This window comes from Kitasatospora sp. NPDC058190, assembly GCF_042883685.1.
Taxonomy (GTDB): domain Bacteria; phylum Actinomycetota; class Actinomycetes; order Streptomycetales; family Streptomycetaceae; genus Kitasatospora.
Genome location: NZ_JBHVVI010000125.1, coordinates 1 through 25,846 on the forward strand (window position 1 = coordinate 1; position 25,846 = coordinate 25,846).

Below are 25,846 nucleotides of genomic sequence, written 5' to 3' on the forward strand. Positions count from 1 at the left end.
TGGAGCGGATGATGCGTGACGCGAAGATCACCCAGATCTACGAGGGCACCAACCAGGTCCAGCGCATCGTGATGGCCCGCAACCTCCCGTAACGGCGCTCTGACGTGCCCCGACGGCCGGACGGGTCAGCCGCCCGGCCGTCGGGGCCGACACGTCGCGCCGATGCTAAGTTCCGGAGAATGAGCGAGAAGGAAGAGCAGGACCTGCCGATGAATGACGGGCCCTCGAAGCCGGCGATGCGCGAGGCGCTGGTGGCCGCGGCCTTCGAGCTCTTCCTGGACCGCGGCTTCGAGCAGACGACGATCGACGACATCGTCTCGCTCGCGGGCGTCGGCCGGCGCTCCTTCTTCCGCTATTTCCCGGCCAAGGAGGACGTGGTCTTCCCCGACCACGAGCGCAGCCTCGCCGAGATGACGGAGTTCCTCGACTCCGGCACCGGCGAGGAGGACCCGGTCAAGCACGCCTGCGCCGCCGCCCGGCTGGTCCTGCGGATGTACGCCGAGCAGCCCTCCTTCTCCGTCCAGCGCTACCGCCTCACCCGCAAGGTGCCCGGCCTGCGGGCGTACGAGCTCTCGGTGGTCTGGCGCTACGAGCACACCCTCGCCGCCTACCTGCGCGGCCGCTTCGCCGACCGCCCGGACGGCCCGCTGCGCGCCGACGTGATCGCCGCCGCCGTGGTCTCCGCACACAACCACGCCCTGCGCACCTGGCTGCGCTCGGGCGGCGAGAGCGACTGGGTGGCCGAGGTGGACGCGGCGATGGCCTTCGTCACCACCACCTGGAGCGACCGCCCGGCCGACTCCGCCCCGGACGGCGAGGACGCGGCCGACGACGTGGTGGTCCTGGTCGCCAGCCGCCGCGCCCCGCTGTGGCGGATGGTCCAGGGCATCGAGAGCGCCCTGGGCGACACCCACCGGGTCTGAACCGGCCGCAGGGCTCGCCCCTCGCCGACCGACACCAGCGCCCGGGGTCCACTCACCTCTCTGTCGGCCGCCGTGGCGATTCTGACGGACCGTGCGGCCGGGCCGGGCGTGGCACCGGTTGCGAGGGGGTGCGGGGCGGAGCCGTCCGAACCGCGGCGGGCCGATCGGCCCGCCGCCTCGACAGCGAGCCCGTGCTCCGCGAGTCCACCGATACAGATGAAGCGGGCCCCCGCCTCCCCGGCGAGGGCCCGCTCCTGACGCAAAGCGAAGGGCCCCTGATGAACAGGGGCCCTTCGACTGGTGTCCGAGGGGGGACTTGAACCCCCACGCCCGATAAAGGGCACTAGCACCTCAAGCTAGCGCGTCTGCCATTCCGCCACCCGGACCGGGTGTCGTCCTCGCGGCTTCCGATCTCTCGTCCGTCGCGCTGACAGATGTAACTGTAGCAAAGATCGGCTTGAGCTCCCAAAACGGCTCCGGGCGGGGGAGCGGGGCTGGTGGCGGGGGCCAGGGGCGGTGTGTGGCGGTGGCGTGACCAGGGGGTTTCGGGGCCCTGCGGGGGGTGGATCGGGATCGAGGGCTGGGAGAGGATGGGCGGACGTGCTCGTACGGCCCGGGTGCAGGTCCTGGGGGTGGCGCGCTGGTGCGTCGGTGCGGGCCCAAGACGAGGAGTGACCGTGAGCGAGCGGAGCGAGTCGGCGGCGCCGAAGGTGACGGCTGAGTCGGAGGTCGCCGAGATCTGTCGCGATCTGATCCGGATCGACACCAGCAACTACGGGGACGGGTCCGGGCCGGGCGAGCGCAAGGCGGCCGAGTACGTGGCCGAGCAGCTCGCCGAGTTCGGGATCGAGCCGCAGATCTTCGAGTCGGCCAAGGGGCGGGCCTCGACCGTTGTCCGGATCGAGGGCGAGGACCGGTCCCGTCCAGGCCTGCTGATCCACGGCCACACCGACGTGGTGCCGGCCAACGCCGCGGACTGGACGTACGACCCCTTCGGCGGCGAGATCGCGGACGGCTGCGTCTGGGGCCGCGGCGCGGTCGACATGAAGGACATGGACGCGATGACCCTCGCGGTCGTCCGCGACCGGCTGCGTACCGGTCGCAAGCCCCCGCGCGACATCGTGCTGGCCTTCCTCGCCGACGAGGAGGCGGGCGGCACCTACGGTGCGCGCTTCCTGGTGGACAAGCACCCGGAGCTGTTCGAGGGCGTGACCGAGGGCATCGGCGAGGTCGGCGGCTTCTCCTTCACGGTCAACGACCAGGTGCGGCTGTACCTGGTGGAGACGGCCGAGAAGGGCATGCACTGGATGCGCCTGACGGTCGAGGGCCGGGCCGGGCACGGCTCGATGGAGAACGACGACAACGCGATCACCGAGCTGTGCGAGGCGGTCGCCCGGCTCGGCCGGCACAAGTTCCCGCTGCGGATCACCAAGACCGTCCGGGCCTTCCTGAACGAGCTGTCCGACGCCCTCGGGGTCGAGCTGGACCCGGAGAACATGGACGAGACGCTGCGCGTCCTCGGCGGCATCGCCAAGATGATCGGCACCACGCTGCGCAACACCGCCCAGCCGACCATGCTCGGTGCCGGCTACAAGGTGAACGTGATCCCCGGTCAGGCCACCGCGCACGTGGACGGGCGCTTCCTGCCCGGCTACGAGGAGGAGTTCCTGGCCGAGCTGGACAGCGTGCTCGGTCCGCGCGTGAAGCGGGAGAGCCTGCACGCGGACCGGGCGATCGAGACCAGCTTCGACGGCGCGCTGGTCGAGGCGATGCAGACCGCCCTGCGCGCGGAGGACCCGATCGCCCGCGCGGTGCCGTACTGCCTGTCGGGCGGTACGGACGCCAAGTCCTTCCAGGACCTCGGCATCCGCTGCTTCGGCTTCGCGCCGCTGCAGCTGCCGCCGGAGCTGGACTTCGCCGGGATGTTCCACGGCGTGGACGAGCGGGTGCCGGTGGACGGGCTGAAGTTCGGCGTCCGGGTGCTGGACCGCTTCATCGACGCCTGCTGATCAGGCGACTGGGTCGGCCCGCTCCCGGAGTGCCGGGGGCGGGCCGACCGCATTGTCCGAGCGCATGATTGTGGGATGGGTTGAGGGAGATCAACAGAAACGATTCTCCCATGCAATTCCGCACCGCGTGTTTGTGCGAAGCCTCACCGTTGCGAGTGAATGGCAAATCCGTTCCGTACCCCGTTTGCCGCAGCGTCGTTCATTCCTGTGGAGCCCGCCGAACGGGTTGCGTTGTTCATACAGGAGGAATGATGAAGGTCAAGAAGATCGCCGCTGTCGCCGCCGCCACCGGTGGCCTGGTGCTCGCCGCCGCCGGTATGGCGTCCGCTCACGGCGGTGCCGGTGCCGAGGGTGTGGCCGCGGGCTCCCCGGGCGTCGTCGCGGGCAACCAGGTCCAGATTCCGGTCCACGTCCCGGTGAACCTGTGCGGCAACACCGTCAGCGTGATCGGTGTGCTGAACCCGGCGTTCGGCAACCACTGCGCCAACTTCTGAGTCAACCTCCGGGTCGCTGAGGCCCGTTGAGCCGACTCACTCCGGCCCCCGGGCGGCGGACGCGCCGCCCGGGGGCCTTCGGGTGTCCGGCGGGTGCCCGACGCGCGCCCTGCCGGGCGGCTTGGCAATGGATTGGAGCAGTGATCGCTCGTTCGGGTGAAGCCGGTTTGGTTGGCCCAACTTTGCCGTTGGTCTCTCGTTAACTCCTGTGCAGTTGAAGACCTTGCGTGATTTCCGGATATGTGGAAATTCCGACTTTCATAAGGTGCACGTCAAGGTCGCCACGCCGTCTCGATACGTCAGGGGAAAACATGAGGAATGTAGCCAAGAAGGGGATCCTCACCGCCGTGGCCACCGGCAGCGTGCTGGCCTCGACGGCCGGCTACGCCTACGCGGGCGCCGAGGCGCAGGGAGGTGCGGCAGGCTCGCCGGGCGTCGCCTCGGGGAACTCGGTGCAGGTGCCGGTCGAGGTGCCGATCAACGCCTGCGGCAACACCGTCGACGTGATCGGCGCGCTGAACCCGTCGTTCGGCAACCACTGCGCCAACGTCAGCACCGGCCGCCACGCGGCACCGCAGTCAGCCCAGACCGGTCAGCCCGGCGGTGGCGACAGCTCCAGCACCGGCGCCGGCCGGGGCCCCTCCGCCTCGGGCGCCTCCGCCAGTGGTGTCGCGGCCAACTCGCCCGGGGTGATCTCCGGCAACAGCGTCCAGGCCCCGGTGCACGTCCCGGTCAACGCCTGCGGCAACTCGGTGAACGTGGTCGGCGTCGCCAACCCGGCCTTCGGCAACTCCTGCGGCAACGTGGCGCAGCCCGCCCCGAAGCCGGCCGACGACTGCCCCCCCGAGAGCGCTACCCCCTCCACCCCTTCCACCCCCTCCACCCCGCCGTCGACCGGTGGCGGGCGGGGCGGCGGCCCGACCGCCGGCAGCACCCCGGTGAGCAACAACACCGGTACCCAGGCCGTCCCGGCCGCGGCCCGGACCAGCGCCCCGGCCGCCCCCGTCGCGCAGAGCGCCGTCCCGGGCAGCCAGCTGGCCTCCACCGGCGCCGGCGGCGTCGAGGCGCTCGGCGCCGCGGGGCTCGCGCTGCTGCTCGGCGGCGGCGTGCTCTACCGCCGCGCCCGCGCCGGCGCCCGCTGAGCACCCCGACCGCTGGGCTGCAGCGGTAGACGGAACGAAGCGCCTGCGGCCGCCCGATGAACGGGCGGCCGCAGGCGCGTGAACGTTCGGCGTGAATCCTCCGCAGGCCCCGCAGGGCGGGAGACCCCGCCCGTCACCAGCTCCGGACCTGCCGGATGATCCGCCGCTTCAACCGGACCGTCCGGCTGCCGTCGGGGAACAGCCTCAGCCGGTCGAGCTCCCAGTGCCCGTACTCGGCGTGCTCGGTGAGCAGTTGGCGCGCCGCGTTGCGCGTGGTGCCGCGCGGCATGCGCAGCGACTGGTACTCGTACTCCGGCTGCCGGACCGGCTTCGGTGGGGTCAAAACGCTCCTCCTGGGGATCATCTGCACGCAAGCCTACGGCCTGCCCCGGACACTCGGCCCGGGTATTTCCGGCCGACCTCCCGTGCGGAAGCGGCGGTTCGACGGCCCGCGGCCCGGACGCTCGGCTGACAGTGCATCAGTCCTGTTGCTCCTGTGGAGTGGATACCCCGATACCGGCGCGCGAAGCCGCACCCGAACGGCCCCGTCGGGCCGGCCGCACGCCCTCTGCGCCCGGCCCGCGCCGGTCCGGCGGGGGACAGAACGGACCGGATCGGACATCAGGGGGGAAGTTGCGGTGAAATCGCGGGTGTAGGTGACAACCGCTGTGCGTAGCGACACCGAGGGGAGATAGCGTCTGCACCATGTCTGATGCCGCGCAGCCCACCATTGCCGAGGTACGCGCCGCCGCTGAGGCGGTCAAGGCCGCCATCGACCGTCATCTGGAAGCGGTGTCAAGCCCCAACGCAGCTGATGATCCCGCCGTGTCCGCCGCTTACGAGCAGCTTGCGACGGCGGCCATCGCCTACGACCAACTCCTGTACGAGGTCTACGACGAGGTCACCCCCTTCGAGATCCCCGGGGACGAGGGCCCGGGCGGCTACCACGGCCCGGAACAGCCCGAGGCGATCAGCGTGCTGATCCGCCGCGACTACCACGTGGTCGACCCCAAGCGGCTGCGCGCCCAGGCCGAGCGGCTCGACGAGACGCTGACCCCGGGCGGGGCGGGCGGGGTGAACGCCGCGCTCGGCGTACTGTTCGGCGAGTACGAGCCGGACGAGATCGCCGCCCGCAGCGAGGAGTTCGGCCTGGAGGAGGCGGACTCGACGCTGTGGGTCGCGGCGGCCGAACCGACCGAGCCGGGGGAGTGGCTGCCGGAGCCCTTCGAGCACGCCGACCCGCAAATGCTGATCTGCCGGTTCGACGTGAGCGAGGTCTACGACGACGAGGACGTCGAGGACTGACGCGATCCCGTACACGTGAAGATCTGAAGGGCGGGTCCGGGAGCACCGGGCCCGCCCTTCGCACGTCGGTTGATCAGTACGCGGACGCCGCGTTCTCCGCCAGGATCGCCCGCAGCCGGGTGGTGCGCGGCTGCGCCGGGCGCTCGGCGACGGCCTGGGCGAGCGCCGGGCCCGCCGCGTGCACGACCGACAGGTGCCGCTCGCCGCGCCCGAAGGCGGTGTAGACCCACTGCCGGGTGAGCGCCGGTCCGGCGTCCTCCGGGAGCACCACCACGGCCCCGGGCCAGCGGCGGCCGAGCGCCTGGTGGACCGTCAGCGCCCAGCCGTGCCGCAGCCTGCCGGCCTGCGCGGGCGGGACGGTCCGGCGCGAGCCGTCCGGGTACTCCAGGTGCAGTCCGGTGGCGTCGCCGTCCAGGACCCGGGCCGGGCGGGTGATCCCGGGCGCGGGAGACTCCACCACCCGGTCACCCGGGTCGAAACCGCCGAAGCGGCCGGGGCCGGGGTTCAGCCGGGCCTTGGCGGCGGCGTTCAGCGCACGTGTACCGGCCGGGCCGCCGTGGCCGGGGGTGAGCAGCACGACCTGCTCGGCGGGGATGCCGAGCGCGCGCGGGATGGAGTCGGTGAGCAGTTGGACGGCGCGGTGGACGGCCTCACCGCCGTCCTTGGCGGTGAGGATGACCACCTCCTTGTCCGGCGCCTCGACCGGCTGCAGCTCGCCGATGCCGACACCGGAGACCAGCTCGCCGATCGGGCCGAAGTCCGGGGTGCGGGAGGCGACCGCCGGGCAGACCTTGGCGGCCAGCAGGTCGGCGAAGAACCGGCCGGGGCCGGCCGACCAGAGCTGGCCCGGGTCGCCGCTGAGCACCAGCCGGGTGCCGTCGGCGAGCGACTCCAGCAGGGTGGCGGCCAGTTCGACGTCCAGCAGCGGCGCGTCCAGGACCACCAGGAGGTCCAGGGCGAGCGAGCCGTCGGGGGAGCGGCCGGGGCCGGCCGCACCGGACAGCAGCTCGGCGAGGGTGGTCACCGCGATGTCCGCACCGGCGAGCGCGGCGAAGGACTCCCGGCCCTGGTCGGTCCAGGTGGCGGCCCAGGCCCGCAGCCCGAGCCCCCGGGCGGCGGCGAGCAGCGCGGCGGGCTCGGCGCGGGCGGCCTCGCCGCCGGTGTGCAGTACCAGCGCGTTGTCGGCGACGGCCTCGATCAGGGCGGTGGCCGAGGAGGACGGCGCGGCCTCGGCGGCCGCCGCCCAGGCGGTGGGGCCGGGGGCGGCCGGGGCGGACTCGGCGGGAGCCTCGGTGTCCGCCGGAGCCGAGTCGGCGGCGGCCTCCACCTCGCCCTCCTGGGCTCCGGCCTCCTCGGCTTCGGCGTCCGAGGCCTGAACCTCCTGGGCCTGAACCTCCTCGGCCTGGGCGTCCTCGGCCTGGGCGTCCTCCGTCTCGACGTCCTCGCCCGGCACGAAGGTGGCCATCAGCTGCAGCAGCCCCTCGGCGAGGCTGTCCTCCGCCATCGCCAGCCGCTCCAGCGCGAGCAGCGTCCGGGTCGGCGCCTCGTCGTCCTCGCCGCCCGCCGCGTGCGCCTCGGGTCCGCTCAGCTCCTCCTGGAAGGGCAGCACCCGTCCGTCCGCGACGGCGGCCTGGATCGCGGCGGCCGGGTCCGGCATCCGGAGCCGGCCGAGCCCGGCCGTCACCTCGGCCAGCTCCAGCGCCGAGTGCCCGCGCAGCGCCGCCTGCTCCAGCAGCCACAGGACCAGCGCCTGGGCGCGGCGAGGGTCGCCCGGCTCGGCCTTCGGGCCGAGCAGCTCGCGGGCGAAGCCGTCCGCGTGCTCGGGGCGGACGCCGGGCAGGCCCAGCACCGCCCACGGGTCCGTGCGCAGCCGCTCGGCGGCGCCGTCGCCGAACTCGGCCACGGCGGCGGCCGCCAGCTCGGCCGGGGCGCCACCGGAGGTCAGCACCCGGGCGGTCTCCTGGAGCGCGTCGCCGCGCGGTCCGTCGGGCTCCACCGCGGCCGGAGCGGCCGGGGCGCCCCCGCCGGTGGCCCCCGGGGCCTCCGAGACTTCCGAGGCCGCCGAAGCCGGCGCGGGCCTCGAAGCCGAGGAAGCCTCAGAGGCCCCGGAAGCCGGGGAAGCCCCCGCCCCCGAAGCCTGCGGCCCGATGCTGCGGATCCGCTCCGCCAGTTCTGCGATCGCCGCCGCCTTGTCGGTCGGCGAGGCCGAGGTCTCCTCCGGAGCGCCGTTCCCCGTGTCACTCATCGTCGTCCGCTCCAAAGGTCACTCCACTGCACGTTCTGCTCGACAACCCGGTCCGGTGGTCACAGCTCGGTCCACCCCTGGTCCGGGTAGCGGTGCACCGGGGACGAGATGTCGTCCAGCGCGCCGCGGATCTCACCCGGAAGCGTAAGCGCCTCCACTGACAGTGCCGTCTGCAGCTGTGCCACCGTCCGCACCCCGACCAGCGCGCTCGCCACCCCGGGGCGGTCCCGGACCCAGGCCAGCGCGACCGCGAGCGGGCTGCTGGCGAGCCCGTCGGCGGCGGTGGCGACGGCGTCCACGATCCGCCGCGAGCGCTCCCCGAGGTACGGCTGGACGAACCCGGACAGGAACGCCGAGGCGCCGCGCGAGTCCTGCGGGACGCCGTGCCGGTACTTGCCGGTGAGCACCCCGCGTCCGAGCGGCGAGCCGGCCAGGACCCCGACCCCGGCGTCCAGCGCGGCGGGCAGTGCCTCCCGTTCGAGGCCGCGCTGCAGCAGCGAGTACTCCAGCTGCGCCCCGGCCAGCGGCACCCGCCCGTGGTGGGCGCGCTGCCAGGTGGCGGCCTTGGCGAGCTGCCAGCCGCTGAAGTCGCAGACCCCGACGTACCGGGCGCGGCCGGTGGAGACGGCGATGTCGAGGGCGCTGAGGGTCTCCTCGACCGGGGTCACCGGATCGAAGGCGTGCACCTGCCACAGGTCGACGTAGTCGGTGCCGAGCCGGCGCAGCGAGGCGTCCAGGGCGGCGAGCAGGTGGCCGCGGGAGCCGTCGAAGCGGCGGGTGGACTCGGGGACGCTGCCCGCCTTGGTGGCGATGACGAGTTCGGAGCGGGGGACCAGGCTGTCGGTGAGGCGGGAGATCAGGTACTCGGCCCCGCCGTCCGCGTACACGTCGGCGGTGTCGACGAGGTTGCCGCCCGCGTCGACGAACTCCTTGAGCTGCTCGGCGGCCTCGTGCTCGTCGGTGTCGCGGCCCCAGGTCATCGTGCCGAGGCCGAGGCGGGAGACCTGTAGGCCGGTACGGCCGAGGTGACGCATTTCCATCGGACGGGCCCTCCACTGGCCGGTGGCCCCGGGAGCCCCGGCAGCCCTGTAAACGCGCAGGTGGGGAGAGCACTCCCCACGTCGGCTGAGCGTAGCGGCCGGTGTGCGGGCAGGGGGGTAGACCCGCAGAACGATCAGTGACTCGCCCGCTCGCCTCCGGGCCCTCCTGACCCGGTGCCGACGGTCGGCGCTCCGTCGCTCCTTCGTCGCTCCCTCGCTTCTCCCTTTCGGCACCGGCGGGCCCTTCGGCTCGGGCGGTCGCCGTGTGACCCAGGCCACCACTACCCGTCAGTAGCATGTCCCGCGAGCGCGCGGTTACGCTCGCCTCGATCTCACCCGACTGGCCACCAAGCCAACCGACTGGAAGGTTCGGCACATGCGACTCGGCATCAACCTCGGCTACTGGGGACTCGGCATGGACGCCGACAACATCGCGGTGGCCCAGGAGGCGGACCGGCTCGGTTACTCGGTCTGCTGGGCCGCGGAGGCGTACGGCTCGGACGCCGCGACGGTGCTGAGCTTCGTCGCCGCGAAGACCGAGCGGATCGACGTCGGCTCGGCCATCTTCCAGATCCCGGCCCGCACCCCGGCCATGACCGCGATGACCGCCGCGACCCTGGACACCCTCTCCGGCGGCCGCTTCCGCCTCGGCCTCGGCGTCTCCGGCCCGCAGGTCTCGGAGGGCTGGTACGGCGTGAAGTTCGACAAGCCGCTCGCCCGCACCCGCGAGTACGTGGAGATCATCCGCAAGGCGATGTCCCGCGAGCGCCTGGTGCACGAGGGCGCGAACTGGACCCTGCCGCTGCCGGGCGGCCCGGGCAAGCCGATCAAGCTCACCGTGCACCCGGTTCGCGAGCACATCCCGCTGTACATCGCCGCGATCGGCCCGAAGAACCTGGAGCAGACCGGTGAGATCGCCGACGGCTGGCTCGGCATCTTCTTCGCCCCCGAGCACGCCGCGCTCTCCCTGGACCCGCTGAAGGCCGGGCGCGCCAAGGCCGGCAAGTCCCTGGACGACTTCGACCTCTGCCCGACCGTCACCATCGCGGTCGGCGAGGACATCAAGGCCGGCGTCGACTCCCAGCGCTCCTACGCCGCGCTCTACATCGGCGGCATGGGCAGCAAGGAGAAGAACTTCTACAACCAGCTCGCCCGGCGGATGGGCTACGAGCAGGAGGCCGACGAGATCCAGGAGAAGTACCTGGCCAAGGACTACGCGGGCGCCGCGGCCGCCGTCCCGCACGACCTGATCGACGCCACCTCGCTGGTCGGTGACACCGCCCGGATCGCCGACCGGATGCAGGCCTACGCCGACGCGGGCGTCACCACGCTCACCCTGGCGCCGTCCGGCTTCACCCTGGACGAGCGGGTCCGGGCGCTGCGCACCGGCGTCGAGGCGCTGGAGCGGGCCGGCCTGGCGTAACGGGCGACGGGGTCGTGCGGCACTGCGGCCGGCCGTGCCGCATCGACTTCCCGGGGTGTGCGAACGGTCCCCACGGCGGCATCCGGAGGCCGTAGGCTAAGCCCCATGCCCACCCTGTTGCTCGTCCGCCACGGCCGCTCGACCGCGAACACCGCCGGAATCCTGGCCGGTTGGACGCCCGGCGTGGACCTGGACGACACCGGGCGCGCGCAGGCCGCCGCGCTCGCCGGGCGGCTGGCCGGGATCCCGCTGGCGCAGGCCGTCAGCAGCCCGCTGGAGCGCTGTCGGCAGACCCTGGAGCCGCTGCTGGCCGCCCGGCCCGAACTGGCCCCGCCGGCCGAGGACGACCGGCTGGGGGAGTGTCACTACGGCGAGTGGACCGGCCGTCCGCTGGCCGAGCTGGCCAAGGAGCCGCTCTGGCGCACCGTGCAGGACCACGCCGCCGCCGCGGCCTTCCCCGGCGGCGAGTCGCTGCGCGAGCTGAGCCACCGCACGGTCAGCGCGGTCCGCGAGTGGAACGCGAAGATCGCCGCCGAGCACGGCGAGGACGCGGTCTGGATCGCCTGCTCGCACGGGGACGTGATCAAGGCGGTGGTGGCCGATGCGCTCGGCCTGCACCTGGACCACTTCCAGCGGATCAGCGTCGAGCCCTGCTCGGTCACCGCGATCCGGTACACCCCGCAGCGCCCCTTCGTCCTGAGGATGGGCGACACCGGTGACCTCTCCACGCTGGCCCCGAAGCCCCACGCCGCACCGGCCGCCCCGGCCGGCGACGCGGTGGTCGGCGGCACGGCCTGAGCAGCGGCCCGCCCGGACGCCCGAACGGCGCCCCACCAGCGACGGCACCGCCCCAACCCGCGGGTGTCACCCCGCCCCGGCCCCCCGCTCGGCTCCCCGGCCGGAGCCCGGAGGTCGTAGGGTGACTGATGAGTGACCGACCCGTCTGACCACCTGCCCAGTCCGACAACCCCGCGATCCCCCACGGCGGATCCGCACCGACCGACACGATCCGGAGCGAGAGCGTGCCCCGTCAGGTCTTCTTCTACGACCAGCCCGAACGGTTCGTGGCCGGCACCGTCGGCCAGCCCGGCGCCCGGGCGTTCTACCTGCAGGCCAGCGCCCGGGGCCGGATCACCAGCGTCCTGCTGGAGAAGACCCAGGTCGCCGCGCTCGCCGAGCGGATCGAGGAGGTCCTCGACGAGGCGCTGCGGCGCAGTGGCGGCGACGCCTCGATCCCGGCCACCGCACCCAAGGACCTGCTCGACACCGCCCCGCTGGACCTGCCGCTGGAGCAGGAGTTCCGGGTCGGCACCATGGCCCTGGCCTGGGACAGCGTGGACGCCTGTCTGGTGGTCGAGGCGCAGGCGCTGGTCGAGGAGGACGAGGAGGAGGGCGAGGATGCGGTCTTCCGGGACGACGAGAACGGCCCGGACATGCTGCGGGTGCGCCTGACCGGCGCGATGGCCCGGGTCTTCGCCAAGCGCGCCCTGGACCTGGTCGCGGCCGGCCGCAAGCCCTGCCCGTTCTGCAACCTGCCGCTGGACCCGGAGGGCCACCTGTGCCCGCGCGCGAACGGCTACCGACGCTGAACACCGAGACCCCGCCGCAGGCCGACCCGGCGGCCGCCGCCGCCCTCGCCGCCGACGTGCCCACCGCCCTGGCGCTGCTGCGCCAAGGCGAACTGGCCGTGCACGGCCGCCTCACCGAGGCCTCCAACGCCGCGCTGTACTGCACGGTCGAGCACGGCTCGCTGAGCGCGCAGGCCGTCTACAAGCCGGTGGCCGGCGAGCGCCCGCTCTGGGACTTCCCGGACGGCACGCTGGCCGGCCGCGAGGTCGCCGCGTACGAGCTGTCCGCCGCGACCGGCTGGGCGCTGATCCCGCCCACCGTGCTGCGCGAGGGGCCGCACGGGCCCGGCATGGTGCAGCTGTGGGTCGAGCCGGACCCGCAGGCCGAACCGCTGCTGGCGCTGCAGGACCCGGACGGCCCGGAGGAGGGCTGGCTGCCGATCGTCCGGGCCGAGGTCGAGGACGGCCGGCTGGCGCTGCTGGTGCACCACGACGACCGGCGGCTGCGCCGGATGGCCGTGCTGGACGCGGTGCTCAACAACGCCGACCGCAAGGGCGGCCACCTGATCCCCGCCGCGGACGGCCGGGTGTACGGCATCGACCACGGCGTCACCTTCAGCACCGAGGGCAAGCTCCGAACCCTGCTCTGGGGCTGGGCGGGCGACCCGCTGACCGCGGAGGCGCTGGAGGTGCTGGCCCGGCTGGCCGAGCAGCTGGACGGCGAGCTGGCCGAGCGCCTCGCGCCGCACCTGACCGCCGCCGAGCTGGACGCCACCCGCGCCCGGGTGGCCGGGCTGCGCAGCTCCGGCACGCACCCGCTGCCCTCCCGGGACTGGCCCGCGATCCCCTGGCCGCCGGTCTAGGACTGCTACTCGCCGGCGCGACGGCTGTCCTGGGCCGGTGGTCTGGACCTGCTGCCGGAACAGGTCGCACACTGCTCCGATGGACGTGCGACGGATCACCCCCACCCCCCGAACCACGCCGGACCTGCCGTTGCACCGACTGCAGGTACCGCTGCCCCAGCTGCTCCCCTTCGCCATCGGCGGTTTCGACGCGATCGGCCCGCTCTCCCGTGCCAACTTCCCCCACCGGCACTCCTTCTACGAGATCGTCCAGGTCACCGGCGGCTGCGGCGCCCACGTCCTGGACCTGGTCCACCGGCCGCTGGCGCCACCCCAGTTGTGCGTGATCACACCCGGCCAGGTGCACCACTGGGCGGACGCCGAGGAACTCACCGGCCGGGTCGTCCTGTTCGACGAGGACTTCCTGCTCGGCCACCCGCAGGACCTGGCCGCGCTGCGCGCCCTGGCCACCCGCCCCGCCCTCGGGCTCGGCGAACAGGCCGGGGCGATCGACGCGTTGCTCGCCGACATGGAGCAGGAGTACCTGACCAGGGCGCCCGGCTACCAGGGCGTGCTGCGGGCCAGTCTGCACATCCTGATCGTCCGGGCGCTGCGCGCCTGCGTCCCCGACGACCGGCCAGCGGTGCCCGGTCGGCCGGCCGAACTGGCCGCCGCCTTCACCCGGTTGATCGCCCGGCCGGGCGGGGTGCGGCACTCGGTGGCCTCCACCGCCCAGGAACTCGGCGTCTCCCCGGGGCACTTGCAGACCCTGGTCAAGCGGGCCACCGGCCGGACCCCGGGCGGGCTGATCCGCCGCCAGCAGACCCTGGAGGCCAAACGACTGTTGGCCTGCACGGATCTGACCATCCGTCAGGTCGCCAGAGAGGCGGGCTTCGCGGATCCGGCGTACTTCTGCCGCTTCTTCCGCCGGGAGACCGGGATGACGCCGGGGGAGTTCCGGTCCCGGGTCGACGGAAATCACCACGATCCCCGGATCATGTCCATCGCGGTCGCGCCGGACGGTCCGTAACGTCACTGGTGGCCACCGGCGGCCCATCCGGCGCGCGTGGACGGACGGCCGGTCCGGTCCTTGTCATGCCCCCACCATGGCAAGGGCCGCCCCCACCCCCCGAAGAATCCACGGGAAGGAGACGGCGCATGCCCCCGTCCGACGGCATGATCAGCCGCAAGACCGTCCTGAAGGCCGCCGCCGTGCTCGGGGCCGCGCCGCTGCTGATCGGCGGCGGGGTCGCGCTGGCCCGCGAGCAGGTCGGTACCGGTCGCACCCCGGGTCCGACCCCCGAGTGCCACGACGGCGACGACCCCACCGTCGAGCAGATCGAGGGACCGTACTTCAAGCCCGACTCGCCGCTGCGCAGCTCGATGGTCGACGACGGACCGGGTACCCGGCTGACCGTCGGCGGCTACGTCTTCGGCCGCGCCTGCCGGCCGGTCTCCGGTGTGCTGCTGGACTTCTGGCAGGCCGACGACAGCGGCACCTACGACAACGTCGGCTACACCTTCCGCGGCCACCAGTTCACCGACGCCGACGGCGCGTACCGGCTGGACACCATCGTCCCCGGCCTCTACCCGGGCCGCACCCGGCACCTGCACGTCAAGCTCCAGGCCCCCGGCCGTCCGATCCTGACCACCCAGCTCTACTTCCCGGGCGAGCCGCGCAACAGCACCGACACCATCTACGACGCCCGGCTGCTGATGACCGTCCGGCAGAACGGGCCCGGCGAGGAAGCACGTTACGACTTCGTGCTGGACGTGCCGCAGACCCCGGGCACGCCCACCCCAACCCCGACCGCCACTCCGACGGGCGGGCCCACCACGCCGCCGGGCGGCAGCTGGACCCCGGGCACGCCGTACCGCGCGGGCGACCGCGTCACCTACTCCGGCGCCTCCTACGCCTGCCTCCAGGCGCACACCGCCATGGTGGGCTGGGAGCCGCCGAACGTGCCGGCCCTCTGGCAGCGGTCGTAGCGGCTCCGACCGTCCCCCGGGGAGCCGGGCGCCCGGTCGGCGGCAGGGCCGACCGGGCGCTCACCGTGCCCGAAGCCGAGCCGGTCCCCGAAACGCGCTGTATCAGTCGGGAAGCGCTCAGGCAACGACAGGAAGCGAATCCAGTCGATCTTTGTTACTGGTTAGGCTTTCAAATGTTCTCAAGGTTAAAGTCGATCCCATGCATGCCTGGCCCGCCTCCGAGGTTCCCGCCCTGCCTGGTCAGGGGCTCCCCCTTCGTATCCACGACACCGCAGCGGGCACGGTCCGCGAGGTCGTGCCGCAGGACGGCACCGCCCGGATCTACGTCTGCGGCATCACTCCCTACGACGCGACCCACATGGGCCACGCCGCCACCTACAACGCGTTCGACCTGGTGCAGCGCGTCTGGAAGGACGCCGGCCACGACGTCCTGTACATCCAGAACGTGACCGACGTCGACGACCCGCTGCTCCAGCGCGCGGTCGAGACCGGCCAGGACTGGGTGGCCCTGGCCGAGCGCGAGACGGCCCTGTTCCGCGAGGACATGACCGCCCTGCGGCTGCTCCCCCCGGCGCACTACGTCGGCGCCGTCGAGTCGATCCCGTGGATCGTCCCGATCGTCCAGAAGCTGCTGGCCTCCGGTGCCGCCTACAAGGTCGACGAGGACATCTACTACTCGGTCGACTCCGACCCCCACTTCGGCGAGGTCTCCGGCCTCACCCGCGAGGCCATGCGCCCGGTGTTCGCCGAGCGCGGCGGCGACCCGGACCGCCCCGGCAAGCGCGACCCGCTGGACGCCCTGCTCTGGCTGGCCGCCCGCCCGGGCGAGCCCGCCTGGGACACCGAGCTCGGCCACGGCCGCCCCGGCTGGCACATCGAGTGCGTGGCGATCGCGCTGAAGTACCTGGGCATGACCTTCGACATCCAGGGCGGCGGCAGCGACCTGTCCTTCCCGCACCACGAGATGGGTGCCTCGCACGCCCAGGTCGCCACCGGCTCCCACCCGTACGCCAAGGCGTACGTGCACGCCGGCATGGTCGCCCTGGACGGCAAGAAGATGTCCAAGTCCCGCGGCAACCTGGTCTTCGTCTCCGCCCTGCGCCGTGAGGGCGTCGACCCGGCGGCGATCCGCCTGGCGCTGCTCTCGCACCACTACCGCGCGGACTGGGAGTGGACCAAGGACACCCTGGACGAGGCCGTGGAGCGCCTCGCCCGCTGGCGCGCCGCGGTCTCCCGCCCGGACGGCCCGTCGGCCGAGCAGCTGCTCGCCGAGGTCCGTACCGCGCTCGCGAACGACCTGGACGCGCCCGCCGCGCTGGCCGCGGTGGACCGCTGGGCCGCGCAGCAGGAGAGCGAGGGCGGCACCGACACCGGCGCGCCCGGCCTGGTGACCCGCACCGTGGACGCCCTGCTGGGCGTCGCGCTCTGACGATGACGAAGGGGCGTCAGGACCAGGTGTCCTGACGCCCCTTCGGCGTTCCCGCCCACCCGAGGAGGGCTAGTCCTCCTCGGCCCCGTCCGGGCTCTCCCGGGTCGGGCCCGGCGCCTCCGGTTCACTCGGCCGCTCGGCCGTGGCGTGCCCGGACACCGGCTTCTCGCCGGTCGGCCCGACGTTCTCCCGGCGGCGCAGGTAGCGCTCGAACTCGCGCGCGATGGCGTCCCCGGAGGCCTCCGGCAGCTCGGCGGTGTCCTGCGCCTCCTCCAGCTGCTGGACGTACTCCGCGACCTCGCTGTCCTCCGAGGCCAGCTGGTCCACGCCCAGCTGCCAGGCCCGGGCGTCCTCGCCGAGCTCGCCCGGCGGGATGCGCAGGTCCAGCAGGTCCTCCAGCTTGTTGATCAGAGCCAGGGTGGCCTTGGGGTTGGGCGGCTGCGCGACGTAGTGCGGCACCGCCGCCCAGAGCGTCACGGCCGGCACCCCGGCGTGCGTGCAGGCCTCCTGGAGCACCCCGACGATCCCGGTCGGGCCCTCGTACCGGCTCTCCTCCAGGTCCAGCCGGCGGGCCAGCTCCGGGTCGGAGGTGACTCCGCTGACCGGGACCGGGCGGCTGTGCGGGGTGTCTCCGAGCAGCGCGCCCAGGATCACCACCAGCTCGACGCCCAGCTCGTGCGCGAAGCCGAGCAGCTCGTTGCAGAACGAGCGCCAGCGCATGCTCGGCTCGATGCCGCGGACCAGCACCACGTCCCGGGTGGTCGGCTCGGTCACCCGGATCACCGACAGCCGGGTGGTCGGCCAGGTGATCCGGCGGATGCCGCCGTCCAGCCAGATCGTGGGCCGGTTGACCTGGAAGTCGTAGTAGTCCTCCGCGTCCAGGGCGGCGAACACCTTGCCGCCCCAGGTCTCGTCCAGATGCGCCAGGGCCGCGGAGGCGGCGTCGCCCGCGTCGTTCCACCCCTCGAAGGCGCAGACCATCACCGGGTCGATCAGTTCGGGAACATCTTCCAGCTCGATCACCCAGCGTCTCCCTCCGGTCGGCGGTCGGGCCGGCACCGCCCCGGCTGGCCTGCCGGGGCGCCGACGGGCCGGCTGCCGCCTGTCGAACCTCTCGTCTCCCATGGAACGCCTCGCTCCATGGTCCTACCTGCCCAGCCTACGGGCTTTGATGCGCATGGCGGCCGGGCACCGGGACAGTCTGGGGTAGCGGGCGGCCGCGATCCAGCGGATATCCGGACGGCGCGGACTGACGGGCCGTCAGCTCGTGAGATCCGGACGGACGGTGCCCGACCTGCGACGCGGTGCGACGGAGTGCCCGCCGGGCGCGGCGGCGCGATGATGAGGAGAGGAGGGGCCGGGCGGAAGGGGCCGGACCGATGAACCGATGGCTGTGGATCGGCGCGGGTACGGCGGCGGCGCTGGCCGGGGCCGCGCTGCTGGCGGCGGACCGGGCCGGGCGCCGGCTGCCGGCCGAGCACGTCACCGAGGGCGGCCTGGAGCTGGCCCAGGCGCCCGGCGCGGTCTGGGACGTGCTGACCGACATCGACCTCTACCCGGCCTGGCGCCCGGGCCTCACCCACGTCGAGCGGCTGCCCGCCGGGGCCGGCGGCCGCCTGCGCTGGCGCGAGTACGACCGGCGCGGGCACACCACCTACGAGGTGGTGGACAGCGAGGCCCCGCACCGCCTGGTGACCGGCATCGCCGACCCGGACCTGCCCTACGGCGGCACCTGGACGTACGTGCTGACCCCGGCCGGGCCGGGCTGCTCGCTGACCGTCACCGAGCGCGGCGAGGTCCGCAAGCCCGCCCACCGCGCCGTCACCCACTACCTGACCGGTGAGGACGCCACCGTCCACCGCTACCTGGGCGCCCTGGCGCACCGGATGGCGGCGTAGGGCCGCTCAACAGGGATCAGGGGGAGACGTCCACCCAGCCGCTGCGGTACGCCGCCCAGTTCTCCGGCGTCGAGGCGAAGTCCACGTACAGCGCGACGCCGAAGGCGGCCCGCTTCGGGTCCTGGCGGCCCAGGCCCAGCCGGACGCCCCGGACCGCCGCCGGGACGGTCTCCGCGTCGCCCCAGTGGCCCCACTTGTCGTCCCAGAAGAACGGCAGGCCCATCAGCAGGTCGACGTCGGACGGGGTGGCCTCCAGTGCCAGCTCGGTCTGCAGCGCGACGTAGCCGCCGAACAGCGGCTCGGTCGGCATCGAGGTGTCGTAGGTCATGACCGCGATCTGGTCGACCCGGCGGGCGGTCTCCCGGAAGTACGCCTGGTCCCACCACTTGCCGTGGTCGGTGAGCAGGATCCCGGCGGTGTGCAGGCCGGGGAGCGGGTCGATCTGCGGGGCCGCCACCGAGAGCTTGGCGCCGCGCGCCGCCGTCACCGGGTGGACCTGGTCGAGCAGGGCCAGCCAGCCGGCCGTGCCGGGGCGGATCGGCTCCATGTCGAAGTGCACGCCGTCGAAGCCCTGGTCCAGCACCTGGCCCGCCGAGGCGGTGATCCGGTCCCGGGTCGGCGCGTCGTCCAGGTCCAGGGCGTCCTTCTCCGGCTTGACCTCGTCGCCCAGCCAGCCCTGCAGCCGGACGCCGGGCAGCACCCGGTGGGCGGTCTCGGTGAACCAGCGGGCCTTGGGGTGGACGGAGGCCGGCAGTGAGCCGTCGTGCTCCAGCGGGCCGGTGTGCACGTACAGGTCGCGCACGCCGGTGCCGGCCAGCTGCCGGGCCAGCGCCTCGACGTCCGCCTCGGTCTTGCGGCCGTCCACCCAGGCGTGGCCGAGCCAGACGGCGTCCCGACCGCGGGTGCGGGCCTCGGCGGACGGTTCACCCGTGTAGTGCAGTCGGATCGCGACGAACACCGAGCCCAGGGCGGCGACCGGCACCGCCACCGCCAGCCCCAGCGCGAGCAGGGCCCGGCGCCACCGCGACCAGCCCCTCCACCGGTCGCGCAGTGCCCGCGGCGGGGCCGCCAGGGCCCGGCCGATGCGTGTCGTCGTGGTCCGGAACCTGGTCACGCGCTTGATCCCCCCTCGAGCCGAGCGCTCAGGATACGGAATGGGCCCGCAGCTCCGGCCGACGGCCGGATACCCTGGCGACGTGCGGGCCCGACCAAGCGGGCTCGCAAAGCCGACAGCCGTCGCACCAGGGAGAAGCCCCATGGCCACTGCAGCCGAACCGTCCATCACTCAGCAGAGCCGCGCGAACGCGCTGCGTGAAGCACTCGCCACCCGGGTGGTGGTCGCCGACGGTGCGATGGGCACCATGCTCCAGGCACAGGACCCGACGCTGGAGGACTTCCAGAACCTCGAAGGCTGCAACGAGGTCCTGAACATCACCCGCCCCGACATCGTCCGCTCCGTCCACGAGGCCTACTTCGGGGTGGGCGTGGACTGCGTCGAGACCAACACCTTCGGCGCCAACTTCGCCGCGCTGGGCGAGTACGAGATCGCCGACCGCATCTTCGAGCTGTCCGAGGCCGGTGCCCGGATCGCCCGCGAGGTGGCCGACGCCCACGCCGCCGACGGCCGCACCCGCTGGGTGCTCGGCTCGATCGGTCCCGGCACCAAGCTGCCGACCCTCGGCCACGCCGCGTACGAGACGCTGCGTGACGGCTTCCAGCAGAACGCGGCCGGCCTGATCGCCGGCGGCGCCGACGCCCTGCTGGTGGAGACCAGCCAGGACCTGCTGCAGACCAAGGCCGCGATCCTCGGCTCCAAGCGCGCCCTGGCCGAGGCCGGGCTCGACCTGCCGGTGCTGGTCCAGGTGACCGTCGAGACCACCGGCACCATGCTGCTCGGCTCCGAGATCGGCGCCGCGCTCACCGCGCTGGAGCCGCTCGGCGTCGACTACATCGGCCTGAACTGCGCCACCGGCCCGGCCGAGATGAGCGAGCACCTGCGCTACCTGGCCAAGAACGCCAGGATCGGCCTGTCCTGCATGCCGAACGCGGGCCTGCCGGTGCTCGGCAAGGACGGCGCCCACTACCCGCTCTCCCCGGCCGAACTGGCCGAGGCGCACGACGTGTTCACCCGCGAGTACGGCCTCTCGCTGGTCGGCGGCTGCTGCGGCACCACCCCCGAGCACCTGCGCCAGGTGGTCGAGCGGGTCCAGGGCCGGCCGATCGCCCCGCGCCGGCCGCAGCCGGAGCCCTCGGCCGCCTCGCTCTACCAGGCGGTGCCGTTCCGCCAGGACACCTCCTACCTGGCGATCGGCGAGCGCACCAACGCCAACGGCTCGAAGAAGTTCCGCGAGTCGATGCTGGCCGGCGACTGGCAGGCCTGCGTGGAGATCGCCCGCGACCAGATCCGGGACGGCTCCCACCTGCTGGACCTGTGCGTGGACTACGTCGGCCGCGACGGCGTCGCCGACATGAAGGAGATCGCCGGTCGGCTGGCCACCGCCTCCACCCTGCCGATCGTGCTGGACTCCACCGAGCCGCCCGTGCTGCGGGCCGGCCTGGAGGCGCTCGGCGGCCGCGCGGTGCTCAACTCGGTCAACTACGAGGACGGCAACGCCCCCGACTCGCGCTTCGGCAGGATCGCCTCGCTGGCCCGCGAGCACGGCGCCGGCCTGATCGCGCTGACCATCGACGAGCAGGGCCAGGCCCGTACCGCCGACAAGAAGGTGGAGATCGCCGAGCGGCTGATCGCCGAGCTCACCGCCGACTACGGCATCGACGAGGGCTCGATCCTGGTCGACTGCCTCACCTTCACCCTGGCCACCGGTCAGGAGGAGTCCCGCCGGGACGGCATCGAGACCATCGAGGCGATCCGCGAGCTCAAGCGCCGCCACCCGAACGTGCAGACCACCCTCGGCCTGTCCAACATCTCCTTCGGCCTCAACCCGGCCGCCCGCGTGGTGCTCAACTCGGTCTTCCTGCACGAGTGCGTGGAGGCCGGCCTGGACTCGGCGATCGTCCACGCCTCCAAGATCCTGCCGATCTCCCGGATCCCGGAGGACCAGCGCGAGGCCGCCCTCGACCTGGTCTACGACCGCCGCCGGGACGGCTACGACCCGCTGCAGCGCCTGCTGGAGCTGTTCGAGAACGTCTCCACCGCCTCGGTCAAGGCCTCCAAGGCCGAGGAGCTGGCCGCGCTCCCGCTGGAGGACCGGCTGCAGCGCCGGATCATCGACGGCGAGCGGAACGGCCTGGAGGCCGACCTCGACGAGGCGCTGACCGGGCGCCCGGCGCTGGAGATCATCAACGACACCCTGCTGGCCGGCATGAAGGTGGTCGGCGAGCTCTTCGGCTCCGGCCAGATGCAGCTGCCGTTCGTGCTCCAGTCCGCCGAGGTGATGAAGACCGCGGTGGCCCACCTGGAGCCGCACATGGAGAAGTCCGACAGCGAGGGCAAGGGCACCATCGTGCTGGCCACCGTCAAGGGCGACGTCCACGACATCGGCAAGAACCTGGTCGACATCATCCTGTCCAACAACGGCTACAACGTGGTCAACCTGGGCATCAAGCAGCCGGTCGCGGCGATCCTGGACGCCGCGCAGGAGCACAACGCGGACGTGATCGGCATGTCCGGCCTGCTGGTGAAGTCCACCGTGATCATGAAGGAGAACCTGGAGGAGCTGAACCAGCGCAAGCTGGCCTCCTCCTACCCGGTGATCCTCGGCGGCGCCGCCCTCACCCGCGCCTACGTCGAGCAGGACCTGCACGAGATCTACGAGGGCGAGGTCCGCTACGCCCGGGACGCCTTCGAGGGCCTGCGGCTGATGGACGCGCTGATCGCGGTCAAGCGCGGCGTGCCCGGCGCGACCCTGCCGGAGCTCAAGCAGCGCCGGCACGCCCGGGTCGAGGTGGAGGAGCCGGAGCCCGAGGTCAACCTCGGCCAGATCCGCTCGGACGTGGCCGTCGACAACACCGTGCCCACCCCGCCGTTCTGGGGCGACCGGATCGTCAAGGGCATCCCGTTCGCCGACTACGCCTCCTGGCTGGACGAGGACGCGCTGTTCAAGGGCCAGTGGGGCCTGAAGGCCGCCCGCTCCGGCGAGGGGCCGTCGTACGAGGAGCTGGTGGAGACCGAGGGCCGGCCGCGGCTGCGGGCCTGGCTGGACCGGCTGCAGACCGAGGGCTGGCTGGAGGCGGCCGTGGTCTACGGCTACTACCCGGCCAACTCCAAGGGCGACGACCTGATCGTCTTCCACGAGGACGGCACCGAGCGCACCCGCTTCACCTTCCCGCGCCAGCGCCGCGGGCGCCGGCTCTGCCTGGCGGACTTCTTCCGCCCGGAGGAGTCCGGCGTGCGGGACGTGGTCGGCCTGCAGGTGGTCACCATGGGCAACCGGATCTCGGAGGCGGCCAACGAGCTGTTCGCCGGGAACTCCTACCGCGACTACCTGGAGCTGCACGGCCTCTCGGTGCAGCTGGCCGAGGCGCTGGCCGAGTTCTGGCACGCCCGGGTCCGCTTCGAGCTGGGCTTCTCCGGCGAGGACCCGCAGGACGTCAAGGACATGTTCGCGCTCAAGTACCGGGGCGCCCGCTTCTCGCTCGGCTACGGGGCCTGCCCCGAGCTGGAGGACCGCGCCAAGATCGCCGAGCTGCTGAAGCCCGAGCGGATCGGCGTGGTGCTCTCCGAGGAGTTCCAGCTGCACCCGGAGCAGTCCACCGACGCGATCGTGATCCACCACCCGGAGGCGAAGTACTTCAACGCGCGGTAATCCGTACGTCCTTCTCCGTTCGCTCTTTTCCGACGAACCGGGCGTATCCTTGATGATCCTGAACGGGCCGGTCCGCTCACCAGCGGGTCGGCCCGTGCCATCCCCGAAGGACGTCCAGGGACGCTCCGCGGGGTACCGACGGAAGGACCCGCCATGACCACCAGCTCCACCGCCGCCCTGGCGCTCGACCACGGGGACGGCCGCGGCCTGCAGGCGGTGCTGCTGGACATGGACGGCACGCTGGTGGACACCGAGGACTTCTGGTGGCAGGCCGAGGTCACGCTCTTCGCCGAGCTGGGCCACCAGCTGGACGAGCGGGACCGGGCCCACGTGGTCGGCGGCCCGATGACCCGGGTCATGGACTACCTGGTCGCCCGGACCGGAGTGGACATCGCCCCGACCGACCTGGGCGTGCTGGTCAACCAGCGCTTCGTCGACCTGCTGGCCGGCGGCGTGCCCCTCATGCCGGGGGCCGAGCGGCTGCTCAACACCCTCGCCGCGCACGGCGTCCCGGCCGCCCTGGTGTCCGCCTCGCACCGGCACGTGATCGACATCGTGCTGCGCTCGCTGGGCGCCGAGCGCTTCGCCTTCACCATCGGCGGGGACGAGGTGCCGCGCACCAAGCCGTTCCCGGACCCGTACCTGGAGGCGGCCCGGCGGCTGGGCGCGGAGCCGGCCCGCTGCGTGGTGATCGAGGACACCCCGACGGGAGTGCGCGCGGGCGAGGCGGCTGGCTGCCCGGTGATCGCGGTGCCCTCGGTGGCGCCGATCGAGGCGGTCCCCGGGCGGCTGGTGCTGCCCTCGCTGGAGCAGGTCGACCTCGAACTGCTGCGCTCGCTGGTCGCCTCGCGGGTGTGACGGGCGCGGGCGGGCTCAACTGAGCGTCACTTGAGTGTGATTGTCATCTCATTGCGCTCCGGGGCTACTCGCGGGTAGGCGCCCTGGAGGGGCTGTCACCCGGGGGTGCCCGGGGAGAAAACGGGCATTGGCTGACAACTTGTCGGGCGCGCCGTGATGCCCCGAACCACCGTGTCCCAAACGTCATCTGCACGGGTATCGGTCGTGCGTGTTCGATATGGCACGCTACTCGGGTTCGCGACACCCAGAAGGACGCTCCCGTGAAGACTTCAGCTGAACGCCTGGCAGCACTCGGCTGCGCCGGTCTGGTCGCCGTGACGGTGGCCGGTTGCGGATCGGTCACCGACGCCGTGAAGGGGGACAGCGGCAAGTCGATCACCATGGGCACCCGCGGCCTCACCAGCGTCCTGGACCCGGCCGGCGCCTACGACACCGGCTCGTGGCTGGTGCTCTCCAACACCTTCCAGTCGCTGCTCGCCTTCCCTCCCGCCGCCAGCTCCCCGACCCCGGACGCCGCCCAGTCCTGCGAGTTCGTCAGCGGGGACACCACCCAGTACCACTGCGTGCTCCGCCCCGATCAGAAGTTCGCCAACGGCCACGCCCTCACCGCCGCCGACGTCGTGTTCTCGATCCAGCGGACCAAGAAGATCAAGGACCCGAACGGTCCGAGCGGCCTGCTGGACACGATCAAGTCGGTCGAGGCGAAGGGCGACAACGAGGTGGTCTTCCACCTCTCCGCACCCGACGCGACCCTGCCGGCCAAGCTGGCCACCCCGGCCGGCGCCATCGTCGACCACGAGGTCTACCCGGCCGACAAGCTGCTCGACAACGACAAGGTCGTCGGCTCCGGCCCGTACAAGCTCGACTCGGTCGAGACCATGACTCCCGAGGGCGGTAGCGCCAAGGTCCTCGCCAAGGTCGTGCTGACTCCCAACGGCAAGTACGCCGGCGACGCCAAGCTGCAGAACGACAAGTTCACCGTGCGGTACTTCGACAACCCCACCGCGCTGAAGGACGAGTTGGACAAGGGCGGCGTCGACCTCACCGACAACAGCCTGGAGCCGAACACCGCCGCCCGGATCCTCGACGACCAGCAGAACGGCAAGGGCGACCTGACCGTCGTCCAGGGCGAGAGTGCCGACACCAACTCGATCGCCTTCAACACCAAGGACGCCACCACCGGGAACCTGGCCGTCCGTCAGGCCGTGGCGCAGCTGGTCGACCGGAAGGCCCTCGCCCGCGACGTCTTCGCGCACACCGTCCAGCCGCTGTACTCGATGGTCCCGACCGGCATCACCGGCCACAACACCGTCTTCTCCGACAAGTACGGCGACCCCGACGTCGCCAAGGCCAAGGCGATCCTCGCAGCCGCCAAGGTCCCCGTGCCGGTCAAGCTCAATCTCGCCTCGGGGCGCTCGCGCACCGGCACCAGCGAGATCGACACGCTGAAGCGCCAGTTGGAGACCGGCGGCCTGTTCCAGGTCACCGCCCAGGTGGAGAACGACTCGACCGCCTACCAGAAGGGCCGGAGCGAGGGCAAGTACCAGGCGTACCTGGTCGGATGGACCGCGGACTACCCGGACCCTGACAACTACATCGGGCCGCTGGTCACCGAGGACAGCGTCTACCACACCGGGTGGGTGGACGAGCGGGTCACTCAGAAGCTGCTGCCGGAAGGTCTCAAGCAGGCCGACCGCGGCGCCGTGAACGGGATCTACAACCAGGTCCAGGGCATTGTCGCGGAGAACGTGCCGCTGATCCCGATGTTCCAGACCAAGGCCTTCTTCGCGGCCAAGCCGTACGTCACCGGCGTCGAGTCGACCACCGACACCACCGGCGTCTTCCGCTTCTGGGAGATCGGCCGCAACAAGAAGTAGCGCCCCGCGCACGGCGGGCCCCCCCCCCCCCCCCCCCC

22 protein-coding genes and 1 tRNA gene are annotated in these 25,846 nt (G+C 72.7%); 17 read left to right on the forward strand and 6 right to left on the reverse strand.

Annotated features, from left to right (window positions below; translation table 11 throughout):
• Both ACFVWU_RS37120 and ACFVWU_RS37125 read left to right on the forward strand, forming a co-directional pair.
• The coding region (locus ACFVWU_RS37120; protein ID WP_144385854.1) for an acyl-CoA dehydrogenase family protein at nucleotides 1-92 on the forward strand (92 nt) is incomplete at its 5' end.
• 144 nt (nucleotides 93-236) lie between these two features.
• Complete coding sequence (locus ACFVWU_RS37125; RefSeq protein ID WP_387629287.1) at nucleotides 237-923, forward strand: TetR family transcriptional regulator; 687 nt, start codon at nucleotides 237-239, stop codon at nucleotides 921-923.
• Between the two features lie 298 nt (nucleotides 924-1,221).
• On the opposite strand, the gene ACFVWU_RS37130 is transcribed toward ACFVWU_RS37125, so the two are convergent.
• Nucleotides 1,222-1,309: transfer RNA gene (locus ACFVWU_RS37130), tRNA-Leu, on the reverse strand.
• Nucleotides 1,310-1,600: 291 nt separating this feature from the next.
• Between ACFVWU_RS37130 and ACFVWU_RS37135 the strand changes: the two genes are divergently transcribed.
• From ACFVWU_RS37135 to ACFVWU_RS37145, 3 genes are all read left to right on the forward strand, one after another.
• Nucleotides 1,601-2,932, forward strand: a complete 1,332-nt coding sequence (locus ACFVWU_RS37135; RefSeq protein ID WP_387629237.1) for a M20/M25/M40 family metallo-hydrolase — start codon at nucleotides 1,601-1,603, stop codon at nucleotides 2,930-2,932.
• A gap of 251 nt (nucleotides 2,933-3,183) precedes the next feature.
• Nucleotides 3,184-3,426, forward strand: a complete 243-nt coding sequence (locus ACFVWU_RS37140; RefSeq protein ID WP_387629238.1) for a chaplin — start codon at nucleotides 3,184-3,186, stop codon at nucleotides 3,424-3,426.
• Between the two features lie 311 nt (nucleotides 3,427-3,737).
• Complete coding sequence (locus tag ACFVWU_RS37145) at nucleotides 3,738-4,568, forward strand: chaplin (RefSeq protein ID WP_387629240.1); 831 nt, start codon at nucleotides 3,738-3,740, stop codon at nucleotides 4,566-4,568.
• Nucleotides 4,569-4,701: 133 nt separating this feature from the next.
• On the opposite strand, the gene ACFVWU_RS37150 is transcribed toward ACFVWU_RS37145, so the two are convergent.
• Entirely contained in the window at nucleotides 4,702-4,911 is a 210-nt protein-coding gene (locus ACFVWU_RS37150) for a DUF5703 family protein (RefSeq protein WP_033350848.1), read from the reverse strand.
• Nucleotides 4,912-5,273: 362 nt separating this feature from the next.
• Here ACFVWU_RS37150 and ACFVWU_RS37155 point away from each other — a divergent pair, with 362 nt between their 5' ends.
• Nucleotides 5,274-5,873: a hypothetical protein gene (locus ACFVWU_RS37155; RefSeq protein ID WP_387629244.1), complete on the forward strand. Its 600-nt coding sequence runs from the start codon at nucleotides 5,274-5,276 to the stop codon at nucleotides 5,871-5,873.
• Nucleotides 5,874-5,946: 73 nt separating this feature from the next.
• Here the strand turns inward: ACFVWU_RS37155 and ACFVWU_RS37160 are convergent, their stop codons facing one another.
• Nucleotides 5,947-8,118 (reverse strand): helix-hairpin-helix domain-containing protein, encoded by a 2,172-nt coding sequence (locus ACFVWU_RS37160; protein ID WP_387629247.1) that lies wholly within the window; start codon nucleotides 8,116-8,118, stop codon nucleotides 5,947-5,949.
• A gap of 59 nt (nucleotides 8,119-8,177) precedes the next feature.
• Complete coding sequence (locus ACFVWU_RS37165; RefSeq protein ID WP_387629250.1) at nucleotides 8,178-9,158, reverse strand: aldo/keto reductase; 981 nt, start codon at nucleotides 9,156-9,158, stop codon at nucleotides 8,178-8,180.
• Between the two features lie 376 nt (nucleotides 9,159-9,534).
• On the opposite strand from ACFVWU_RS37165, the gene ACFVWU_RS37170 reads away from it, so the two are divergent.
• The 7 genes from ACFVWU_RS37170 (at nucleotide 9,535) to mshC (ending at nucleotide 16,409) form a co-directional block, all read left to right on the forward strand.
• Nucleotides 9,535-10,581, forward strand: a complete 1,047-nt coding sequence (locus ACFVWU_RS37170) for an LLM class F420-dependent oxidoreductase (RefSeq protein WP_387629252.1) — start codon at nucleotides 9,535-9,537, stop codon at nucleotides 10,579-10,581.
• Between the two features lie 105 nt (nucleotides 10,582-10,686).
• A complete protein-coding gene (locus ACFVWU_RS37175; RefSeq protein WP_387629255.1) occupies nucleotides 10,687-11,379 on the forward strand; it encodes a histidine phosphatase family protein in 693 nt (230 codons plus the stop codon).
• A gap of 224 nt (nucleotides 11,380-11,603) precedes the next feature.
• The gene (locus ACFVWU_RS37180) at nucleotides 11,604-12,170 is read left to right on the forward strand and encodes a DUF3090 domain-containing protein (protein ID WP_387629257.1); all 567 of its coding nucleotides are present in this window, start codon (nucleotides 11,604-11,606) and stop codon (nucleotides 12,168-12,170) included.
• Nucleotides 12,140-13,012: an SCO1664 family protein gene (locus ACFVWU_RS37185; protein WP_387629260.1), complete on the forward strand. Its 873-nt coding sequence runs from the start codon at nucleotides 12,140-12,142 to the stop codon at nucleotides 13,010-13,012. The genes ACFVWU_RS37180 and ACFVWU_RS37185 overlap by 31 nt, the downstream gene beginning before the upstream one ends.
• Nucleotides 13,013-13,091: 79 nt before the next feature.
• Nucleotides 13,092-14,021 (forward strand): AraC family transcriptional regulator, encoded by a 930-nt coding sequence (locus ACFVWU_RS37190; protein ID WP_387629262.1) that lies wholly within the window; start codon nucleotides 13,092-13,094, stop codon nucleotides 14,019-14,021.
• A gap of 128 nt (nucleotides 14,022-14,149) precedes the next feature.
• Nucleotides 14,150-14,980, forward strand: a complete 831-nt coding sequence (locus ACFVWU_RS37195; protein WP_387629265.1) for a carbohydrate-binding protein — start codon at nucleotides 14,150-14,152, stop codon at nucleotides 14,978-14,980.
• Nucleotides 14,981-15,179: 199 nt separating this feature from the next.
• On the forward strand, nucleotides 15,180-16,409 hold the full coding sequence (gene mshC / locus ACFVWU_RS37200) for a cysteine--1-D-myo-inosityl 2-amino-2-deoxy-alpha-D-glucopyranoside ligase (protein ID WP_387629267.1): 1,230 nt from the start codon (nucleotides 15,180-15,182) through the stop codon (nucleotides 16,407-16,409).
• 69 nt (nucleotides 16,410-16,478) lie between these two features.
• Here mshC and ACFVWU_RS37205 read toward each other — a convergent pair whose 3' ends face one another.
• Nucleotides 16,479-17,432, reverse strand: coding sequence for a PAC2 family protein (locus ACFVWU_RS37205; protein ID WP_387629270.1), 954 nt, complete (start codon nucleotides 17,430-17,432; stop codon nucleotides 16,479-16,481).
• A gap of 356 nt (nucleotides 17,433-17,788) precedes the next feature.
• On the opposite strand from ACFVWU_RS37205, the gene ACFVWU_RS37210 reads away from it, so the two are divergent.
• Nucleotides 17,789-18,307 carry an SRPBCC domain-containing protein gene (locus ACFVWU_RS37210; RefSeq protein WP_387629273.1) on the forward strand — a complete coding sequence of 173 codons (519 nt, stop codon included), beginning with the start codon at nucleotides 17,789-17,791 and terminating at the stop codon, nucleotides 18,305-18,307.
• A gap of 16 nt (nucleotides 18,308-18,323) precedes the next feature.
• On the opposite strand, the gene ACFVWU_RS37215 is transcribed toward ACFVWU_RS37210, so the two are convergent.
• On the reverse strand, nucleotides 18,324-19,421 hold the full coding sequence (locus ACFVWU_RS37215) for a hypothetical protein (protein WP_387629275.1): 1,098 nt from the start codon (nucleotides 19,419-19,421) through the stop codon (nucleotides 18,324-18,326).
• A 142-nt stretch (nucleotides 19,422-19,563) separates the two neighbouring features.
• Here ACFVWU_RS37215 and metH point away from each other — a divergent pair, with 142 nt between their 5' ends.
• The 3 genes from metH to ACFVWU_RS37230 all read left to right on the forward strand — a co-directional run bounded on the left by metH (nucleotide 19,564) and on the right by ACFVWU_RS37230 (nucleotide 25,808).
• On the forward strand, nucleotides 19,564-23,073 hold the full coding sequence (metH, locus tag ACFVWU_RS37220) for a methionine synthase (RefSeq protein ID WP_387629278.1): 3,510 nt from the start codon (nucleotides 19,564-19,566) through the stop codon (nucleotides 23,071-23,073).
• 153 nt (nucleotides 23,074-23,226) lie between these two features.
• On the forward strand, nucleotides 23,227-23,931 hold the full coding sequence (locus ACFVWU_RS37225) for an HAD family hydrolase (RefSeq protein WP_387629280.1): 705 nt from the start codon (nucleotides 23,227-23,229) through the stop codon (nucleotides 23,929-23,931).
• A gap of 260 nt (nucleotides 23,932-24,191) precedes the next feature.
• On the forward strand, nucleotides 24,192-25,808 hold the full coding sequence (locus ACFVWU_RS37230; RefSeq protein WP_387629283.1) for an ABC transporter substrate-binding protein: 1,617 nt from the start codon (nucleotides 24,192-24,194) through the stop codon (nucleotides 25,806-25,808).
• Nucleotides 25,809-25,846: the final 38 nt, after the last annotated feature.

Coding starts and splice junctions, on each gene's coding strand:
- ACFVWU_RS37125 (WP_387629287.1), top strand. CDS start 237: ATGCGCGAGGCGCTGGTGGCCGCGGCCTTCGAGCTCTTCCTGGACCGC.
- ACFVWU_RS37140 (WP_387629238.1), top strand. CDS start 3,184: ATGAAGGTCAAGAAGATCGCCGCTGTCGCCGCCGCCACCGGTGGCCTG.
- ACFVWU_RS37145 (WP_387629240.1), top strand. CDS start 3,738: ATGAGGAATGTAGCCAAGAAGGGGATCCTCACCGCCGTGGCCACCGGC.
- ACFVWU_RS37155 (WP_387629244.1), top strand. CDS start 5,274: ATGTCTGATGCCGCGCAGCCCACCATTGCCGAGGTACGCGCCGCCGCT.
- ACFVWU_RS37160 (WP_387629247.1), bottom strand. CDS start 8,118: ATGAGTGACACGGGGAACGGCGCTCCGGAGGAGACCTCGGCCTCGCCG.
- ACFVWU_RS37165 (WP_387629250.1), bottom strand. CDS start 9,158: ATGGAAATGCGTCACCTCGGCCGTACCGGCCTACAGGTCTCCCGCCTC.
- ACFVWU_RS37170 (WP_387629252.1), top strand. CDS start 9,535: ATGCGACTCGGCATCAACCTCGGCTACTGGGGACTCGGCATGGACGCC.
- ACFVWU_RS37175 (WP_387629255.1), top strand. CDS start 10,687: ATGCCCACCCTGTTGCTCGTCCGCCACGGCCGCTCGACCGCGAACACC.
- ACFVWU_RS37190 (WP_387629262.1), top strand. CDS start 13,092: ATGGACGTGCGACGGATCACCCCCACCCCCCGAACCACGCCGGACCTG.
- ACFVWU_RS37195 (WP_387629265.1), top strand. CDS start 14,150: ATGCCCCCGTCCGACGGCATGATCAGCCGCAAGACCGTCCTGAAGGCC.
- mshC (WP_387629267.1), top strand. CDS start 15,180: ATGCATGCCTGGCCCGCCTCCGAGGTTCCCGCCCTGCCTGGTCAGGGG.
- ACFVWU_RS37210 (WP_387629273.1), top strand. CDS start 17,789: ATGAACCGATGGCTGTGGATCGGCGCGGGTACGGCGGCGGCGCTGGCC.
- metH (WP_387629278.1), top strand. CDS start 19,564: ATGGCCACTGCAGCCGAACCGTCCATCACTCAGCAGAGCCGCGCGAAC.
- ACFVWU_RS37225 (WP_387629280.1), top strand. CDS start 23,227: ATGACCACCAGCTCCACCGCCGCCCTGGCGCTCGACCACGGGGACGGC.